Here is a 19,670-nt window from a genome sequence, read left to right as displayed (position 1 = left end):
CATGGAAACCCCAATGGAAAATATTCCGCTTTTCTCGGCCATCAAAGCTAACGCAGGACTTGATTTCGCGACGCCGTTGAAGGCCGTGCTGGACAGCCACTGGTACGTTTTGGGTAACGAAGTGAAGCTGTTCGAGGAAGAGTTTGCCGCCTACGTAGGTGTGCAGCATTGCATCAGCGTGGCTAACGGTTCGGATGCATTGGAACTCGCCCTCAAAGGCCTGGACGTTGTTGTAGGCGACCGGGTTGTCGCCGTGGCAAATGCCGGTTTCTATGGCAGTACAGCGATCCACGCAGTAGGCGCAACGCCTGTTTACGCAGATGTCGATCCTGCAACATTGACCCTTTGCAAAAACTCTCTGGAAACCGTAATTGCCAAGGAAAAGCCGACGGCCATCATTGTTACGCACCTGTACGGCCAACTGGCTAACATCGAAGAGATCGTTCAGATCGCCTCCGCCGCCGGCATTCCGGTTCTTGAAGATTGCGCGCAATCCCACGGCGCTCGACGCAATGGCAAGCAAGCAGGCAGCTTTGGCACCATCGCCTGCTTCAGCTTCTATCCGACTAAAAACCTGGGCGCTCTCGGTGACGGCGGCGCAGTGGTTACCGGGGATGACGCTCTGGCAGCGCGCATTCGCCAGCTTCGCCAGTATGGCTGGGACCAGAAGTACCGCATTGCTATCCCGGGCGGTCGCAATAGCCGGCTCGACGAGATGCAAGCTGCAATCTTGCGCATCAAGTTGCCTCATCTGGACACTTGGAACGAGCAGCGCCGCTCCATCGCCAAGCGTTACAACGAAGCATTTGCCGGTCTGGACATTGAACTTCCATCCTCGGTGTCGGAAGACTACGTTGCGCACTTGTATGTGATTCGTGCGAAAGACAGGACTGCACTTGCCGCTGCGCTTAAAGAGAAGTCCATCAGCACAGATATCCACTACCCGATTGCCGACCATAAGCAGCCGGCTTACTCGGCAGTCCCTTCCGTGGCTCTGGACGTAACCGAGCGTACGTGCGATACCGTCATCTCCCTGCCCTGCTTCCCAGGCCTCAGTGACGACGAGGTTGATCGCGTCATCGCTGCGGTCACTGCGCACTTTTCCAAGGAGATATGATTTTGCTGACGTTGGTCATTCCCGTCTATCGCAACGAGAGCAATCTTCCAGACTTGCTCGTTGCTGTGACGGCGCTTGATAAGCAGCTCGGACACGACCTGGAAGTTGTGTTCGTTGTGGATGGCAGCCCTGACCGCTGTTACGAACTACTCAGGGAACAACTACCGTCACAATCGTTCAAGTCCAAGCTGATCCTGCTGTCCAGAAACTTCGGATCATTCATGGCGATCCGCACGGGCTTACAGCATGGCACTGGCGACCGTTTTGCGGTAATGGCTGCAGATCTTCAAGAGCCGCCGGAACTGGTTCTGGAAATGAATACGGTACTGATGCGCGGCGATATCGACGTTGTGGTTGGTGTACGTGAAGGTCGTCAGGACCCATGGGCAACGCGGACTGCTTCAAAGATTTTCTGGGGCTTTTACCGTCGCTATGTCATCCCTGAAATACCGCCAGGCGGCGTTGATATGTTCGCCTGCAACAAGGCTTTTCGGGATACTCTGCTGACTCTTGAAGAGCGTCACAGCTCTCTCATCGCGCAGATCTTCTGGATGGGCTATCGCCGCGAAGTAGTTACCTATACCCGGCAGGAACGGGTTCACGGTACGTCTGCATGGACGCTGCGTAAAAAAGTCAATTACTTGATGGACAGCGTATTCTCCTTCACGGATATGCCTATACGTATATTGACCCGCGTCGGCGCGTTCGGCTCTACATTTGCGGCGCTGTTCGGTGTGTTCACACTCATCGCCAAGCTCGAAGGCAGAATTGAAGTACCCGGCTACGCAATGATCATGCTGGCCATTACCTTCCTCGGCTGCTTGAACCTGCTGGGATTGGGCATCGTCGGTTCTTATGCATGGCGTACTTACGAAAATACAAAGAATAGACCCTTGGCCATCCCGATGCGAATCGAGGGATTTGGAGAAACACATGAGCAGCGGTAAGGATTTCTTTGTCCACAGTCATGCGCTGTGCGAGTCCGAGACTATCGGGAAAGATTCGCGGATATGGGCGTTCGCCCATATCCTGCCAGGCGCACGCTTGGGCAGTGAGTGCAACGTGTGCGACAACGTATTCATCGAGAACGACGTTATCATCGGCGATCGAGTGACGCTGAAGTGCGGTGTACAGGTATGGGACGGCATTACCATTGAGGACGATGTCTTCATCGGTCCTAACGCCACATTTACTAATGACCTGTTCCCACGCAGCAAAGTCTATCCACAGAGTTTCGCGCGTACCATTATCAGAAAAGGCGCCTCACTGGGTGCTAACTGCACGATTCTTCCGGGCATTACCATCGGCATCAACGCCATGGTCGGCGCAGGTGCTGTCGTGACCCGCTCTGTACCGCCTAACGCTATAGTCGTAGGTAACCCGGCCAAGATCATTGGTTACGTGGACGCCAAGCCTGTCAACGCCAGTAGCGAGACACGCCCGGAAAAGGCTGCGCCAGGCGTAACCGCCACGTCAGTGAAGAACGTAACCTTGCACACCATGAATGAAGTCGCGGATATTCGCGGTAGTTTGTCGGCGGGCGAATTCGAGCGTTCGGTACCCTTCAAGTCCGAACGTTACTTCTTGGTCTACGACGTACCGACTGCCGAGACGCGGGGCGAACACGCGCACCGTATCTGTCACCAGTTTCTGGTGGCAGTGAAGGGCTCGGTTCATGTTGTAGCGGATGATGGTGTCAATCGTGAAGAGTTTATTCTCGACAAGCCGAATCAGGGCATCCACCTGCCACCGATGACCTGGGGTATTCAGTATCGCTATTCACAGGATGCCGTACTGTTGGTGTTTGCATCGCATTACTATGATGCCGGGGACTACATTCGTAACTACGAAGAATTCAAATCCCTGATCGCAAACGCTGAATAACGGCACCATGATGAATCGGGCTTTTTCAAAATTCTTAAAACAGGATTTTGCTCGATTCCTGATGTCAGGCGGTTTCAACACCGCCCTGACCTATGGAATCTATCTCATTCTGTTGATGTTCCTGTCCTATAAAATCAGTTACACGATTTCTTATGTGACCGGAATATTGCTGGCCTATGTTCTGAATCGATTCTTTGTCTTCAAGAGCCATCAGGGCCTGCGCTCTGTGATCCTGCTGCCGCTTATTTACGCGATTCAGTATTGCTTGAGTCTGGTCATACTCTGGTGCTGGGTCGAAAAGCTGCAGTTTGACGAAAGACTTGCGCCTTTGGCCGCTATTGCATTAACTCTGCCTGTGACGTTCATCCTGTCAAAACTTGCGTTCGCCGCCAAGGCCGAGAAGAGCCAGTAACCTGCATGGTCACGGCGGGACAAACGTCTTGCTTGATCAGTATGAGGCAGGTGTCGGTGACTACCGCCACCTGCCTCAACCATAGCTCTTAGCAGGCTACACACCACCCGCCAGATCAGTAACACGCGGCGGGAACGCTACCGAAAAGTCTTCCGCAGATATAGTCAGGTTAGGGTTGTAGTAAGGGTCGTGCTTGATAATCGCACGCCACTTGTTCTGCATGTACTCGACTTCGCTAATAAACCGCTTAATTTTTTCAGGCGTATCCTCAAAGCCACGCGTCGCGGACTCATGATGGTAAAGGTCTGCATTCGGGGTCCAGATATTCTGATACCCGGCCTGCATGATCTTCAGGCACAAGTCCACATCATTGAAGGCAATCTTCAGATCCTTGGCGTTGAGCCCACCTACTTCCTGGAAGACTGATTTCTTCACGACCAGGCACGCTGCTGTCACCGCAGACATTCCCTGAATCAAAGATGCTCTTCCGAAATAGCCATGATGCCCTCTGGGCAGCATTTTATGAGCATGCCCGGCAAGGGTGAGTGGTCCCATGATGACGCCACCATGCTGTAGCCGCTCATCGGGATACCACAACCGTGCACCAATAGCTCCAGCGTTAGGCTGCAACGCCAGGGACACCATTTCATCCAGCCACTCAGGATTGATGACTTCGATATCGTTGTTGATCAACCCGATAAGCTCACCCTTGGCGTGCTCTACCGCGTTGTTATTCAGTGCGGAGTAGTTGAATTCACCGTCGTCACGAAGCACGGTGACACCCGTCAGGCGTGAGAGCATCTCGAAATACTGCAGCGACTGCGGATCATCAGAACCGTTATCAACCAGAATGATTTCGTAGTTGGGATAGAGCGTCTTGTGACGAATGCTCTCAATGCATTGTTTCACCAACGCGTAAGCGTTCCGCGTCGGAATGATCAAACTCACCAAAGGCTTCACAGCAGGCAAGTCGTAGTGAACACGGTACATGCCAAAATCCAGTAGCTCGGCATGCCCGGCTATTCCAGATCTTTTCAGGTGTTCATCAAGTGCCTTTTGCCCGGCATTTTGTGCATAGGGCTTTTCATCGGTGGACATTGCAGTGCTGCCTGCATGCATGCGCCAATGATAAAGTACGCGAGGGATATGAATGATCTGGGCAGCCTCGACTTGCTCAACGCAACGAAGCGCCAGATCATAATCCTGGGATCCTTCCATACCGATCCGAAACCCCCCGACTCTATCAACGAGTTCTTTCCGGTACACGCCAAGATGGCTGATCATGTTGTGCGAGCGGAAGAGGTAAGGGTTCCAGTCGGTTTTAAAATAGGGAGCCGATCTGATGCCCTGCTCGTCTATCTTGTCTTCATCCGAATAAATTACAGCCGCATCAGGATGGTTATTGATTGTTTTGGCCACCCAGAACAAGGCGTGCTCAGGAAGCGTGTCATCGTTATCCATCAGGACAATGAACTCACCTGTTGCGACGTCGAGTGCAGAATTGCTGGCCTTCGAAATGTGACCATTCTGTTCACGATAGGTGACTTTTATCCGATGGTCTGATTTGACACTCTGTTCAAGAAACAGCCGAACACGGTGATCGGTTGACGCATCGTCGGCTATGCACAATTCCCAGTTGAAATAAACTTGGGTTTTTATGCTTTCGATGGCTTCTCTCAGCATGTCGATAGGCGGATTGTAAACAGGCATGATGATCGACAGCAGCGGCTTGGTTTTCCAAGCTCCCATTTCCTCATACATGCAAAGGCGATCAATATCGTCAATGGTGTCAAACTCTTCGACCCATTGCGTGTACGTATCGACATGATCTGGCACGTGTTCAGAGTGAATGAGCTCTGTCTCTTCTGGCTCCACGGTATGCGGAAGCGAGCCATGTGCAGGAAATGGCGCAGCTGCCTGCTCTCCGCTGCGCGCGCGTCGAATGGCAGCAACTATTTTTCTAAGCGGAGATGTTATCTTCCAGCTGGTCGAGCCTTGGAGCTCCATAATGGTCAGATTCAGATTATGGATATGCGTATCTCGCTCGATCAAAGCCGCCGTGAACACTGCTTCCTTTCTGGCCAGTTTTTGCTGCTCTAAAACCAGCTCTCGCTGCAGCTTCTCTATGGCAGCAGAAGATTGCTTTTTCTGAAGCGAGTTCTCGTGGCGGAGACGCTTAAGCATGACTCGATGACCTCGTAATTTCTTTAAATTCTTCCGAATACACCACGTTGCTCTTACGGCAATACGGTCACTCGCACTCCTTTCGACACTCCGTATATTACACGACTTGTCTGTGACGGTTTAGCTTATGAGACCCTATCAACAACATCAGAATTTCAAGCGATCTTGATCGACACCGCCCCAAGATGGCACCGGAGAGGAAACCGGCACTGCGAACCTCTGGCGTGCCCACTCACTACAGGAGAATGCGCCCGCCTGATCCAAAATTTTCCCAAAACCAAGCATAGCCAATACGCCGCGCGTTCATGATCCCCGAAAAATTCCAAGTGATTTTATCGTACACACCCCACGCTTGATCCTTAAAAGCTCAGATGACTCACAGGCTTCGAGTAACGTCCGCGTCCGGGCATTGGGGCGCGCATTATCAGTCGATTTTCATGGACGGAAGCCGTTGATCAAACTCACTCACCCGAGGCGTCGACAGGCGCATGACTGAACCCCTCAAAAGCGCATAGCCCCTTGCAATCGGTACGTGCCAGATTCAATCCAGCTGTCCATGGCACTCATCGCAACGCATCTTGACCAAAAGAGGCGCAGACAACGGAGCGTTCAGTCGGCGCGCTTACGATGACAGCGCCATGGGTAGGCAGAGTATCAAGACCGACATTCGAGATGCTACGTACTGATTTTCTGCGTTCAAAGGCATGGGTAACAGATTGAACGGTGATAGCAGCCCCTGCTTTCTTACGGTTGTACACAAGCCTACCTGTGAACGAGTTTCACAAAAAGTAATTGTTGGAAACGATGCTGGCTGCGCATTTTTTGGACGGAGCCCGCTTTTGAATCGCATGAAAGAAGATAAAAGTGTTGACTGTGAAAACCGTCTTTCAAACACGAGAGCTGACGACCATTAGAATCCGAGCACATACCCTTTCTTAGCCATGGGAAGTTGGTTAGGAAGCGGCCTCACACACGTAATCTTTTGTATAAAGCCGACACCACAGGGTGGCAGTGGCGACAAATTTTACCCTTGAGTCGCAGGTCGAGACCCTTTGCATCTGTCGATCTACTCTGCAACAGCCTGCACCCTTCCTGCCTTGCAAAGAACGGAGCGGCCTGTGTAGCATCCGAAAATAAATGACAGTCACAGGATGATTATGAGCACCCTCCCTTTTGATTTCTCTGCCGTAGAATACCTACGCTTGAATCCTGATGTTGCCTCGTCAGGTATGCACCCGGCCCAACATTATCTGGATTATGGCCGCGCTGAGGGACGGAAATACCAAGATATTTCTGTAGACAAGCAGCAACTGTTGAGGCTGGGGATTTTTGATCCTGACTTTTACATGAGCCACTACCCCGACGTCGCCAACGCTGGTCTCGATCCAGCGGAGCATTTTTTGACAAGCGGATGTGCTGAAGGCCGATGGGCGAGTGTTTTCTTTCGCTCTGACTGGTATATGGATTGCCATCCGGAGTCAAAATCACACCCCAAAAACTGTTTGTTTCACTACTCGGAAATAGGCAGTCGGATAGGGTATGAGCCGAACCCTTTCTTCGAGCCTGAGTATTATCTGGCGAAATACAAGGATCAAATCGGCTTTGACGAGCCGTTGGCACATTTCATAAAACACGGCGAAGAAGGCTTTAATCCCTCGCCAAGATTCGATGCAGCAGCCTATATAAAGGCCACAGGTTGTTCTGAAAATCCACTGAAGCATTATCTGCGGACGGGCATGCAGGCAGGCGTTCCTTTAGTGCGGGCGGAACCCCTGCAACCGCATGAAGAAGTAGAGTCGGCGTCCATCACTGTGCTAAAAAACTCAGGTCCTTCCGAGCGAGTTGCTTTGCTGGTCACACACAGTCCCGATGGAAAAATCAAACCGCACGTATACAATTATGCAACAGAGCTTACGCTCGGCGGTTTGTCTGTATTTCTGATAATAGCATCGGACGCTAACGACGTCGTGATACCCGAAAATCTTAACGCTACGTGCGCTCATATCATCGCAAGACAAAACATTGGGTTTGATTTCGCGGCATGGGCACACACCATCAAAATACATCCATGGATACAGGACTGCAAAGAAATAATTTTGACAAATGACAGCATCATTGGCCCTATCGGCATGAGTGGATCAGGGCTTATGGAAAAAATACGCTCACGTCATGCCGACGTCATCGGACTGGTTGAGAACAATGAACATGCTCGACACTTGCAAAGTTTCTTTTTAGTTTTTCGCGAGAAAGCAATTCAATCAAGAGACTTTAAAAACTTTTGGTCAACCGTCATAAACCACGCCGACAAAAGCAAAGTCATTCGCGATTATGAAATAACGTTTACCAGCAGACTCCAGTCCTGCGGACTTAGCACCGATTGCATTTTCCAGCAAGCAGGAGAAAATAACGCCACCATTTTTAATTGGGAAAAGCTAATAGACGAAGGCTTCCCATTCCTGAAATTCGAAGTCGTTAAAAACTCGAACCGCCAAGATATTCAGCACATAAAAACCCGGCTGAAAGCAGACTCTTACGACGCCTCACTCATTCCTCAGCTTAGCTAATTGCTCATTAGCACGACCAGAGCACTGAACCCGCGAGCATTCGGTATCACCGCAACGTTATATTCTGGTTCACCCGCATTGTTGGCGAGGTGCCTCGTCAACAATGTCTCTTGACCTTCGCCCCTCGGGCGATCAAGGGTCAGGCAAGGCTAAAACAGGCGAGAAACGCTCCGAGCGCTTGTTTAAGCCTGTCTTAAACGCATATAAACGAACGTAGCCTCTTTTCTTGTAAACCCTGTCGCCAAAACAGACTTCAATATATAAGTGTAGAGATTCAAGCCTGAGATATTGACGAGCAACGGGTGGGCGAGAGAACGCGTAAAGAGTGAGTGACGTACCGTGGCGCTGTCCTCTTTCAATAGAGAACTCTCAAACTCGTTCTGCACCACTTGAGCACGCTAGTGACGTGGTCATACGGTCATCAAAAAACTCTCCGTCTTCTAAACCCTGCCCAAACAAGCCGCCAGGATCAGGCTCAGATTGCCCTGCACAGTCTGCCGGTAGATGCCAGCCTTTCGAAGCGTGGATACACGCTTGAACAAAGGCTGCCTGCGACCGTTTTCAAAACATTCCAGCACATAGCGGCTTTCCTCAGTGAGCAGACACTCCATGGCCTTGAGGATCGCCACGTTCGCATCGTTCCACTCTACAAATCGCCCCGAGAGCATTTTACGAAACCGTACCAGCCTTTCTCGAGTACTCGCATTGGCCCCGATCAGGTTTCCTCGGTGCTGGCGATAGTAGAGGCAGGGGTCGGCATCATAGAAAACCTGACCACCGCACCCCGTAACAAGAAGATAGGTCAGCCAGTCATGGGCGATCAGTGGGGCGTGTTCAGGCAATTTGACCAAAAGATCTCGCGCCGCCTGGTTGATCAGCATGGTATTGGCACCTGCCAGGCTCTGAACCAGGGCGTTTTTAAAAGACGGCTCTTTTTTGAACAGCGGAGAAACCCCGATTACCTTCAAGTCCGCATCGACCAGCCGGGTTCTGGAGCAGTAAAGCGCCGGTTTATCGGGCTTCAATAGCTCAAGGCGCCCCACGCTTCTCTCCAGCTTGTCGCTGAACCAGACGTCATCCTGATCACTGAACGCAAAATAGTCGGCGTCTATTTCAGGGCGTCGAACCAGCGAGACAAAGTTCTCCGCAAAGCCCTTGCAAGGCCCGCTGAAAATAACTAACCGCTCGCGCCCCCAGCGGGCCTGGTACTCGGAAAGTATGCCAACGGTGTCATCAGTCGATGCATCGTCGGAAACATAAAGCACCCAATTGCGAAAGGTCTGAGCAAAAAACGATTCGAGCTGCTCACGAAGGTACACAGCCCCGTTGTACGTGCACATCAAAATGGCGACGCGTGGGCGGCCGGACGCGTCGGATAAACCTCGACGCCGTAGCGGGCTGGCACCGTCTGCCCTGTGTTTTTCGGGGAGCTGCGTTCTCAAGAAACCTTTCGCCTGCAAAAACCGCGCATTTTACGCCTTGTGTCGACTCCCGTCAGTTATCAAATGATTGAATGTATATCCGTTGATCCAACTTTTACACGTCCTCCCACAAAAACGGATAGTCCGGCGGGTTTCACCACGCCGGTTCTTCGGTCTGATGCGGCAAACTGCCCAATCACCCCAAGCGAAACCGCGCCGTATTGTCATTCAACGCCCTACTACCCTGACTCAGGGTATCCGCCGCCTGATTGACCGCACGGGCGCCTTCCAGCAAACGTCCTGCGGCCTGATCGACCTGCTGGATGTTACTGCTCACTTCATCAGCGGTCGTTGCCTGTTCTTCCACGGCGGTCGATATCTGCGCCAGCGTATCGGTCACACCCTGCACTGCCGTGGCGATTTCGCCCAGGCGGATGCCCAGGCCGGTTACCGACTGCGCATCGTTGACGGCTTGCCCGCAGGCCGCTTCCATCAGGTTGACCGCCTGCGTCACGGTGGAGCGCAAGCTGTCGACCGTGCCGGCGATCTGAGCGGTCGAGGCCTGGGTGCGCTGGGACAGGCTGCGCACTTCATCGGCAACCACCGCGAACCCGCGGCCTTGCTCACCGGCGCGCGCCGCCTCGATGGCTGCGTTGAGGGCCAGCAGGTTGGTCTGTTCGGCGATGCCGCGAATGGCATCCACCACCGACTGGATCTGCTGGCCCTGCTCGCTGACGCGGCCCAGCGCAGCGGCAGTTTCGGTCAGCCGCTGATTGAGTTGCTGGATGCTGTCAGTGGTGCGCTGGCTGTCCTGGCTGCTTTGCTGAGCAATCTGACGCGTCTGCCTGGCGCTCTCCGATGCCTGCTCACAGCTTCTGGCCACGCCCTGGGAAGTGGCAGCCAGTTCGGTGGCTGCTGCGGCGATCTGGCTGATCTGTTGTTGCTGGTCTTCGACTTCGGTGAGCGTCCCGCTGGACTGGGCATTCAGCGTCAAGACCGCATCGCCGACACGTACGGTTTCCTGATTGACACCCAGCAGGCTGGTACGCAGCTGCACTACCGCGACGTTCAGCGCGCGGCTGATGGCAGCCAGCTCGTCACGGCCCTGCACAGCCACTTCCACACACAGATTGCCGTCACGCAGGGATTCAGCCAGCGTGGTGATGCCTCTGGCGCTGTTGCGAATCGAGGATTGCAGACAGGCGAACAGATAGATCGCCATGATCACCAGAACACAGAAGACCACCGCCATCGGGATGAACTCCGTGTTGGAGTTCTCGTGGTAGTAATCGAGGCGTCCATTGAGCGCGTCAAGCGATTGCCTGCGCAAATCCGCCGTGCTGCTGGTCAGCGTGTCGATGCTCTTTTCGAACTCTTCCGGTTTGAGCTTGATGCTGCCGCCGAAAACACCTTCGTCAATGACCTTCAGCTGTGCTTCCAGCACTTGCATCACCGCAGCGTACTTGTCGGCCCACGGCTGCAACTGCTCAGGGAGTTTGGATAGCAGCAGGCCGGCAGCCTTTTGCATCTGGTCCTTGGAATCATCGATGCGGCCACGCAGGTCGCGCATTTGCAGGCGGCTCTGCAGGCTGAACTGCCCCGATGCCACCGACGTCTGCCCCACACTCGACAGACGACCGATACGCTCGATCAGGTCCGGCACTTGCTGGGTGGAAAGCTGCATCAGCATGTAGGTTTCAAGCCAGGGGTCGAGAATCAAACCGCTGTCCATCGCGATCTGCTCACGCAGCGCCTGGACCAGATTCAGCACCGTGGTGAAGCGGTCGTAGCCATCAGGCCACCAGCCCACCGTGCGCAATGATGCCGTGTCCAGACCGGTGACCGCAGCTTGAAGCGCCTTGAAACGGTTCATGGTGTCGGCAGGAGCTTTCTCTTCAACCAATACGGCCTGAACGCCCTGCAGCGCGTTGGCAATTCGAGGTATCCCTGCATCGACGCTGGCCATCGCCGCCTTCGCCGCCGGGGTTGGCTCGCGCAGAATGTCGGCCGCTTTCCAGCGTGCGGCATGATCGCGCTGGGCGGACAACTCGATGTTCAGATCGTCGAGGGCCAGCAGTTGACGCACGCCGGATTGCTCCCCGGATATGACATCGAGCTTGTTGCTGTATTCCTTGGTGATGACCCATGCGCTGCCCGCCAGCGGCAACATGAACAGCAGGAACAAGACCTGAAACTTGCGAGCAAAACCAAAATGTCCCATCAGGCGCATGCCTGGTGACAAAAGACTGTTCATGTCCTGCGACTCCCGGTGAACACCTGCCAGATCTGCACAAACAGAGGCGATGCCTTTTGTTGGAAAAACACTAACAGCAAAATGCCATGTTCTTGTTTCAATGGCGATACACATCGCCTCAGATTGGTACGCAAAGTGTCGCCATTCATTGTTTTTGGCGTCAAAAAGCTTCTCAAACGAGCTATCAGGCACATGCAAGCAAGAAGCGGACCGCTCAGCAGACAAGAAGAAGTGCTTTACGGCAGCCATTTATTCATCCCGCAAAAAGGTCAGAAAAAGTAAACTGGCCAACGACAATCAATCACTACGCAGCAGTGCTCCCCCATCAAGGAGGTCTTCATGACCACCCCACCCGCCTCGCCACGCATCGTCACGCAACCGTCCAAGCCGCATTTGAGCGCCGGTCAGAAGAAATTCAACACGCTGATGGAAAAGCTCGAAACCAGGCGCAAGCTTTTGCAGCAGTGGCTCGCGATTTCAGCAACCTGCGAAAAGCTGTGGATCGAAGAGTTGGTTCCGATGCTCCGTGAGCAGGCAGCGAACGAGATGAACAAGCTGCGCTTGCTTGACGTGGCTTTCGATCAGTTCCGCCTGGCCAAAAAAGACAGACATACGGTGCTCGAGATTATCTGCGTCCTGACCATGTCACTCATGGGCGGCGAACACGATGAAGAACTGAAGCAGCTCTACCTCAAATACACCGGCAACGACTACGACGAGGAGGAGCGCCTGCAAAACCAGCAGTTCAAAGCATCACTGGAAGAAAATCTGGGCGTGGAACTGGACGACGATGTCGACCTGGACTCCCTCGAGGACGTGACTCGGCATATTGAAGAGAAGCTCAAAGAGCAGGCCGAGCAGGCGCAAGGCGCACAGAAGCCGAAAAAGCCGACGGCCAGCGAACTGCGTCGTGAGCAGGAAGAGGCTGAAGGCAGCCAGTCCTTGCGCGAAATCTACCGCAAGCTGGCCAGCGCACTGCACCCGGACCGCGAGCAGGACGCCGATGAGCGCGATCGCAAGACAGCGCTCATGCAAAGGGTCAACGAAGCGTACGAAGGTGATGACTTGCTGGCGCTACTGAAGATGCAAATGGAGATCGAGCAAATCGACCAGAGCCACATCGACAGCATCTCCGACAAGCGCCTCAAGCATTTCAACCGGATCCTGAGCGAACAACTCAGAGAGCTGGAGGACGAGATCCACGACCGCAAGATGCTGATCCGTGAACGCTTCCTGATGGACCCGTACGAGGACCTCAAACCCAAGACCGCCAACACAAAGTGTGCCAGGCAGGTCAAAGCCATACGGGAGCACCTCGACGAGGAACAGGACGAACTGCAGGCACTGACCACCCCGAAAAGCCTTAAAGCCTGGCTCAGGGAGCGAAGGGAGATGGCCGAGATGCTGGAGAGGGCAGAAGAATTCGATGACCTGGAGATGCTCGACACCCTGTTCCGGTAAGCGCCCGGAACGACGTACCGACGAGGGCTGCCACCTAACCGGTTGATCGCACGCAATTATTTTTCACAACAACGCTTGACACATATGCGTTCTCCGAGAATAATGCGCGCCACTTGGCTACATAGCTCAGTTGGTTAGAGCATAGCATTCATAATGCTGGGGTCCGGGGTTCAAGTCCCTGTGTAGCCACCAAGTACCGATTCACAGTTTTCTTATGATCACTGTGAATCAACAAGAAGCCCGCCTCGTGCGGGCTTTCTTGTTTCTGGCCTTCCTGTTTTGTCACACCTCTTATGCCTCCCAGCCCCCCTGCGTGTGCTTAAAGCACGCCTCCGGGATTTCAGGACGTCGTCGGGAGACGGATTTCCCTGGCAAGCGCCAACCAGGCCTCGGCCGCAGGTGACAAGTGCGCGTTTTTGCGCCATGCCAACACCATATGCCAATCGGTATCCGGCTCGTTCAGCGCAACCAGTCGAATCCCGTCGTGATAGTGCTTCTGCGCCAGCATCCTCGGCAAGAACGCGACACCCAGCCCTGCCGAGACCAGATCCACAATAAAGTCGACCTGACCGCTGCGTGCAGTCACTTTGGGCGTCACGCCCTTGCGGTCGCAGGCCAGTTTGATCATGGTATTCAGTGCAAATCCGGCCTCGAAGAGGATAAACGGCGTTTCGGCCAGGTCTTCAATGACGACCCGTTTGCGCTTGGCCAACGGGTGGTTCTCTGCCATGACCACCACCACTGGCTCGATACGCACATCCTGGTAATCGAACTCTTCGCTGAACGAGTTCATCTTCAACAGTGCTGCCAGCTCGACTTCTCCCGAAGCCAGGCACTCATGCAGTTTGCTCGCGCCGTGTTCGGTGAGCTGAATATCGATATTCGGATAGCGGGCGCGGTATTGAGTGAACATGGCGGCGAAAAGCGCACCGCTGCCGACGGGGGGCAGACCGATGCGCAGCACGCCACCCTTCAAACCGCGCAGCTCGTTGAGCTCGGTCAGCAGATCGTTGCGTTCTGCCAACAGGATGAGAGCACGGCGGTAGACGATTTCGCCGGCGGCGGTCAGTTCGCTGCGGTGGCCAATGCGGCTCAACAGCGGCGTGCCCAATTCGTCTTCAAGGGTCTTGACGGCTTTGCTGACGGTGGACTGGGTAAGCGACACCACGTCAGCGGCCTGGGAGAAGCTACCCTGACGTACCACTTCGACAAAAGTGCGTAATGTTCGAAGGTTCACAAGTATTCGATTTCCGACTGAATTCAAGTTGTATTAGTTGTTTTGATCATAGTCGGTTTTTCCGTAATCTGAATCTGCCGCTCTCCCTTGGCGGCCTCGCTTCGTAGATTTATTCGCTCAGGAAAACGTCATGATTATTTCTTCGGCATCCGACTACCGTGCAGCGGCCAAACGCAAACTCCCGCGTTTTCTGTTTGATTACATTGACGGCGGTGCGTATGCAGAGCACACGCTGCGTGCCAATGGTTCGGACCTGGCCGATATCAGCCTGCGCCAGCGCGTCCTGAAAAATGTCGATAACGTGAGTCTTGAAACCAGACTGTTTGGCGAATCCCTGGCGATGCCGATTATCCTCAGCCCCGTAGGCCTGAGCGGAATGTATGCGCGCCGCGGTGAAGTGCAGGCAGCCAGGGCCGCGGCGAACAAGCGGATTCCATTCTGTCTGTCGACGGTGTCGGTGTGTTCGATTGAAGAGGTAGCGTCGCAGAGCAAGCAGGCAATCTGGTTTCAGCTCTACGTACTCAAAGACCGTGGCTTTATGAAAAACGCTCTGGAGCGTGCCAAGGCGGCGGGCGTCACGACGCTGGTCTTTACCGTCGACATGCCAACGCCCGGCGCGCGTTATCGTGATGCGCACTCGGGCATGTCAGGGCCTTATGCCGCGCCTCGACGCATTCTGCAAGCCATGACCAAGCCGGACTGGGCACTGAATGTCGGCCTGCTCGGTCGCCCTCATGATCTGGGCAATATCTCCAGATACCTGGGCAAGGCCACCACGCTGGAAGATTATGTGGGCTGGCTGGCGAACAACTTCGACCCGTCCATCAGCTGGAAGGATCTGGAGTGGATTCGTGAGCTCTGGCAAGGCCCGATGATCATCAAGGGTATTCTCGATCCGCAGGATGCCAGGGATGCGCTGAGTTTTGGCGCGGACGGCATTGTCGTATCCAACCACGGCGGACGTCAGCTGGATGGCGTGCTGTCCACCGCCAAGGCTTTGCCGCCGATTGTTCAGGCGGTCGGCAGTGACCTGACAGTGCTGGCCGACTCCGGCATTCGCTCGGGTCTTGATGTGGTGCGCATGCTCGCCCTCGGTGCCAAAGGCGTGTTGCTCGGACGCTCGATGGCCTATGCGCTGGGCGCCGATGGGCAGCGTGGCGTCGAGAATATGCTGGATATTTTTGCCAGGGAAATGCATGTGGCGATGACGTTGACCGGGGTGACATCGATTGAGCAGATCGACGAAAGCATTCTGGTTAAAGCAGTTGCTTGAAGGCCGGGGCTGGACTGAATCGTTATCCGGGTCGGCCTTTCGACGAACTGCATTTTTCACTCTGCATGCCTGGTCTATGCTCGAAAGTGATGGCTCAAGAAGAGCCAGCATTTCTCATGAAGGAGCAAAGCATGCGTAAACTCGTACTCTCAATGACTGCCGCCCTCTTCCTGACGGGTGCTGTAGCGCCCGTCGCCTTTGCAGAGAGTGAGTTGGAAAAGGGTGTCCGACACGATAACCGTGAACTGGATAAAGGCGTCGATCATGACGCCAAGGAAGTGGACAAGGGCGTGAAGCACGACGCTGACGAGGTCGACAAAGGTGCTAAGCATGACGACAGGGAACGTCACAAGGCTGACAAGCACATCGATAAAGAGGTTAAAAAGGATCTCTGACCAAAAAGCCTGCCACCGAGCAGGCTTTTTTAATGGGCGGATGATGCTGGACGGTCCAGCGGGCTTGCTGCCCCCCCCCACTCACTGGTCCTTGCAAGCCCTCACTCTTGAAGACCGGGCTACGTATAAGTGGCCCGGCCTCTGTTACTGGATGTACGGTCAGATCTTGAAACTGTCGACCAGTTGCTTCAAACGCCCGGCTTGTTGCGAAAGCGCAGCACAGTCCTTGAGCGTTTCATTAAGGTTGGCCACACCTTGTTGATTAAGCGTGTTGATCTGATTGATATCGATATTGAGGGTTTCTACAACGGCAGTCTGCTCTTCTGTCGCCGCAGCAACGGATTGATTCATGCCATCGATATCGCCAATGCGCCGTGTCACATCACGCAGACGACTGCCCGCCTGATTGGCAACTTCGACACTTTCCTGACTCGACGTCTGGCTTTCATTCATGTTGAGTACGGCATGCTGAGAGCCGCTCTGCAGGCTGCCAATCATCTTGTGAATCTCGTCGGCAGAGGTCTGGGTACGATGCGCAAGGTTGCGCACCTCGTCGGCAACTACCGCAAAACCGCGTCCGGCCTCCCCCGCGCGGGCGGCTTCGATGGCGGCGTTGAGGGCCAGCAGATTGGTCTGCTGCGAGATGCCTTTGATGACATCAAGAATGTGACCGATATTTTCGGTGCTGGCGTTGAGTTGCTCGATCTGCGTGCAGGAATCACTGATCTTGGCCGACAGCGCGCTCATGGCATGTATCGTTTTCTCGACCACTACCTGGCCATCTTCTGCCTGGTTGCGGGCCTCACTGGCCTGGATAGAGGCGTCCGATGCGTTACGGGCAATCTCCTGGGTTGCAGCGCCCAGCTCGTTGATAGCTGCAGCGACGTTGTTGGTTCGGGCGCTCTGCTCATCGAAACCGACAATGGACGAGTTGGAGGAGTTGACCACCCGTTGCGACAGGTCATGCACCTGAAGCGTTGCGGAGGACACTTCGACGATGGACGCGTGCACGCGCTCCACGAACTGATTGAACGAGCCACCCAGCGCTGCGAACTCGTCCTTGCCCTGGATGCTCAGGCGCCGGGTCAGATCACCCTCGCCCTGGGCGATGTCCTGCATAGCACGACCCATGTCGGTCAGCGGGCGCATCAGCGCACGAATGAGCAGGCTCAACAGCAACGCAATCACGGCCACTGCAATCAGCACGGCAACCATCGCAGAGCTGCGAAACTGGCTCAATGGCGCATAGGCCTTGTCCTTGTCGATCGACAGGCCAATGTACCAGTCAGCCGAGGGCAGCCCGGTGATCGGGGTAAATGACAGCAGCCGTTGCTGGCCATTGAGGGTCACCTCACGCAGGCGCGCGTCCAGGCTGATGGTCTGTCCGGGGTAGATGTCCTTGAGGTTTTTCATCACCTGTTCCTTGTCCGGACTGACGATGATCTGTCCGTCGCCACTGACCAGAAAGGCGTAACCCAGCCCGCCGAATTCAACCGAGTTGATGATCTTGACCAGCGTGTCGAGGCTCAGGTCGCCGCCGACGACGCCCGTGACCTGGCCCGCCGCCTTGACCGGGCTGGCGATCGTTACCACCAGGCCACCCACAGAAGCCAGATACGGCGCGCTGAGAATGGTCTTGCCTGCGTCGACGGTGGACTTGTACCAGGGCCGTTGGCGAGGGTCGTAGCCCGCGGGCATGTCCACATTGGGCCGCTGGGTGAATGTGCCTTTGCTGTCACCGACATAGGTGAACTGAAAGGTCGATACCAGCGCAGACTGCGATACCAGTCCGCTGAGGTCGGAATTGACCCCCTGAAAGGCTACGTTCTGGGTGAGGTTTTCCAGCACCAGAATGCGCCCGCTCAGCCAGTTCTGGACGCTGCTGGCAGTCAGTTGACCCGCTTGACCCACGGAGGACTCGAGGTTCTGGTTGATCGTCTTACGTTGCAGGTAATCGTTGTACAAAGTGAACAAGGCGAACGCCAGCACCACTACACCGGCCGCGGCCAGCAGAATCTTATGACGAAACTTTAAATTCATGACAAGGCATCTCAACAGGACTGCTGGAAGAAGGCTCGGAGGCCAGAGCAAGTCGCGACACAAAAAATGTCATGCCCTGCACACACAATGAACCTGCAACGGATAGGGTTTTGGTCTCGCAAACACTGCCGACGGTGTGCCGTTCCCTCTGGAATTCGGCGCTCTACTTTAATGACTTCGGCGGTGCTTTATAACGGTGTGCTGGCGCAAATGATATGCCTGGAAAAAATATTCCAGGCGTCGTGGAACTTTCTTTATTTTTTATTTCAGCTTGGCCAGTTCCTGCCGATAGTGTCTGTATACCTCACCCCGCCCTGACCTGTATGCCATACCTTTCAGGGATAAGACCGTTTCAATGGCAGTTGTTGGAGAATTCAATGAGTAGCTGGTTTGCAAACATCAGCGTGAATATGAAACTGGCCCTCGGCTTCGGTCTGGTACTTGTTTTTACAGCCATTCTTGCACTGACTGGCTGGACCAGCATGAGCGGGCTGATCAACCGCAGTAACTGGATGAGTGACATTACTTCACTCAATGCGCAGTTGACCAAACTGCGCGTGACGCGCCTGCAATATATGGTGGCCGACGGCGACGAGAAGGTAGCCGAAACCGTGCAGACCTCGCTGGACAGCTTCAAGGCGTATCAGGAAAAACTGCGCGCCTCGTTCAAAAGTCCCGAAAACCTGAAAATGCTCGATCAGTTGGGCATCGTGATCGCTGACTACCAGAAGTCCCTCAACAACATGCGCAGTGGCTACAAGGCCAGCACCGCTGCGCGTGATGAGCTGACGACCCATGCGGTCAAAAGCCTCGCGGTGTTCGAGCAGCTTGTGACTGAAGTCAGAAACATGGACCCGGCTGACGCCAACCGGTTCGAGCAGTACCGACTCGTCACCGATGCCAAAGATGACTTGAGACTCGCACGCTATGAAGTGCGCGGCTACACCACCAATGCCACGCCCGAGACCGAGCAGGCAGCTGTTTCGAAACTGGATGCGGCCATCAAGGATCTGGACGCGCTCAAGACAACCTTCAGCGGCACTCAGGCCGATCAGCTCAGGCAGCTGGAAACCTCGTTGATGGCCTACCGGACGACCTTGCAGAACTTCAAGGCCGCCACGGGCACGATTGTCCAGGCGCGCAAGGAAATGACCACGCAAGGGCAGGATATCGTCAAGATCAGCGAGGACATGTACAAGCTGCAACTGGATCGCCGCGATCAGGAAAGCGCACAGGCACGTACCACGCAGATCACCTGCACCCTGTTGGCTATCATTCTGGGCATTATCGCCGCAGTGATCATCACCCGGCAGATTACCCGTCCCCTGCGGGAAACCCTGGCAGTGGTCGACCGTATTGCGTCCGGTGACCTGACCCAGACCCTCGCGGTGACACGCAGTGATGAGCTCGGCGTTCTGCAGCAAGGCA

General features: G+C 54.6%; 13 protein-coding genes, 1 tRNA gene and 1 pseudogene. 10 read left to right on the top strand and 5 right to left on the bottom strand.

Annotated features, from left to right (window positions below; translation table 11 throughout):
- The first annotated feature begins 13 nt into the window (after nt 1-13).
- From AC54XV_RS05270 to AC54XV_RS05255, 4 genes are read left to right on the top strand one after another with little or no spacing between them, the layout of a single operon-like run.
- A complete protein-coding gene (locus AC54XV_RS05270) occupies nt 14-1,117 on the top strand; it encodes a DegT/DnrJ/EryC1/StrS family aminotransferase (protein ID WP_003404897.1) in 1,104 nt (367 codons plus the stop codon).
- Complete coding sequence (locus tag AC54XV_RS05265; protein WP_003404893.1) at nt 1,114-2,064, top strand: glycosyltransferase family 2 protein; 951 nt, start codon at nt 1,114-1,116, stop codon at nt 2,062-2,064. Before AC54XV_RS05270 ends, AC54XV_RS05265 begins: the two co-directional genes overlap by 4 nt.
- A complete protein-coding gene (locus tag AC54XV_RS05260; protein WP_496718084.1) occupies nt 2,051-3,001 on the top strand; it encodes a WxcM-like domain-containing protein in 951 nt (316 codons plus the stop codon). Before AC54XV_RS05265 ends, AC54XV_RS05260 begins: the two co-directional genes overlap by 14 nt.
- A 7-nt stretch (nt 3,002-3,008) precedes the next feature.
- On the top strand, nt 3,009-3,413 hold the full coding sequence (locus AC54XV_RS05255; protein WP_024652604.1) for a GtrA family protein: 405 nt from the start codon (nt 3,009-3,011) through the stop codon (nt 3,411-3,413).
- Between the two features lie 96 nt (nt 3,414-3,509).
- Here AC54XV_RS05255 and AC54XV_RS05250 read toward each other — a convergent pair whose 3' ends face one another.
- Nucleotides 3,510-5,597: a glycosyltransferase family 2 protein gene (locus AC54XV_RS05250; RefSeq protein ID WP_496718082.1), complete on the bottom strand. Its 2,088-nt coding sequence runs from the start codon at nt 5,595-5,597 to the stop codon at nt 3,510-3,512.
- A 1,157-nt stretch (nt 5,598-6,754) separates the two neighbouring features.
- Between AC54XV_RS05250 and AC54XV_RS05245 the strand changes: the two genes are divergently transcribed.
- Nucleotides 6,755-8,161 carry a rhamnan synthesis F family protein gene (locus AC54XV_RS05245; RefSeq protein ID WP_003404882.1) on the top strand — a complete coding sequence of 469 codons (1,407 nt, stop codon included), beginning with the start codon at nt 6,755-6,757 and terminating at the stop codon, nt 8,159-8,161.
- A gap of 440 nt (nt 8,162-8,601) precedes the next feature.
- Here AC54XV_RS05245 and AC54XV_RS05240 read toward each other — a convergent pair whose 3' ends face one another.
- Both AC54XV_RS05240 and AC54XV_RS05235 read right to left on the bottom strand, forming a co-directional pair.
- A complete protein-coding gene (locus AC54XV_RS05240; protein WP_496718917.1) occupies nt 8,602-9,501 on the bottom strand; it encodes a glycosyltransferase family 2 protein in 900 nt (299 codons plus the stop codon).
- Between the two features lie 277 nt (nt 9,502-9,778).
- Nucleotides 9,779-10,804 (bottom strand): methyl-accepting chemotaxis protein, encoded by a 1,026-nt coding sequence (locus tag AC54XV_RS05235; protein WP_373605093.1) that lies wholly within the window; start codon nt 10,802-10,804, stop codon nt 9,779-9,781.
- A gap of 1,371 nt (nt 10,805-12,175) precedes the next feature.
- Between AC54XV_RS05235 and AC54XV_RS05230 the strand changes: the two genes are divergently transcribed.
- On the top strand, nt 12,176-13,297 hold the full coding sequence (locus AC54XV_RS05230; RefSeq protein WP_024641307.1) for a J domain-containing protein: 1,122 nt from the start codon (nt 12,176-12,178) through the stop codon (nt 13,295-13,297).
- A 115-nt stretch (nt 13,298-13,412) separates the two neighbouring features.
- Nucleotides 13,413-13,489: transfer RNA gene (locus AC54XV_RS05225), tRNA-Met, on the top strand.
- A gap of 148 nt (nt 13,490-13,637) precedes the next feature.
- Here the strand turns inward: AC54XV_RS05225 and AC54XV_RS05220 are convergent.
- A complete protein-coding gene (locus AC54XV_RS05220; RefSeq protein WP_496718079.1) occupies nt 13,638-14,534 on the bottom strand; it encodes a LysR family transcriptional regulator in 897 nt (298 codons plus the stop codon).
- A 130-nt stretch (nt 14,535-14,664) separates the two neighbouring features.
- Here AC54XV_RS05220 and lldD point away from each other — a divergent pair, with 130 nt between their 5' ends.
- Both lldD and AC54XV_RS05210 read left to right on the top strand, forming a co-directional pair.
- Nucleotides 14,665-15,807: an FMN-dependent L-lactate dehydrogenase LldD gene (gene lldD, locus AC54XV_RS05215; protein ID WP_496718077.1), complete on the top strand. Its 1,143-nt coding sequence runs from the start codon at nt 14,665-14,667 to the stop codon at nt 15,805-15,807.
- Between the two features lie 131 nt (nt 15,808-15,938).
- Entirely contained in the window at nt 15,939-16,202 is a 264-nt protein-coding gene (locus tag AC54XV_RS05210) for a hypothetical protein (protein ID WP_011266706.1), read from the top strand.
- Nucleotides 16,203-16,361: 159 nt separating this feature from the next.
- Here the strand turns inward: AC54XV_RS05210 and AC54XV_RS05205 are convergent, their stop codons facing one another.
- Nucleotides 16,362-18,242 carry a methyl-accepting chemotaxis protein gene (locus AC54XV_RS05205; RefSeq protein WP_011266705.1) on the bottom strand — a complete coding sequence of 627 codons (1,881 nt, stop codon included), beginning with the start codon at nt 18,240-18,242 and terminating at the stop codon, nt 16,362-16,364.
- A gap of 215 nt (nt 18,243-18,457) precedes the next feature.
- Here AC54XV_RS05205 and AC54XV_RS05200 point away from each other — a divergent pair.
- Nucleotides 18,458-19,639, top strand: a pseudogene (locus AC54XV_RS05200) (methyl-accepting chemotaxis protein); the annotation flags it as partial.
- Between the last annotated feature and the right edge of the window lie 31 nt (nt 19,640-19,670).

It is taken from the genome of Pseudomonas fragariae (ex Marin et al. 2024) (genome assembly GCF_059621105.1).
The sequence above is the reverse complement of the archived record's forward strand: the minus strand, read 5'-3'. Positions and strand labels throughout refer to the sequence as shown.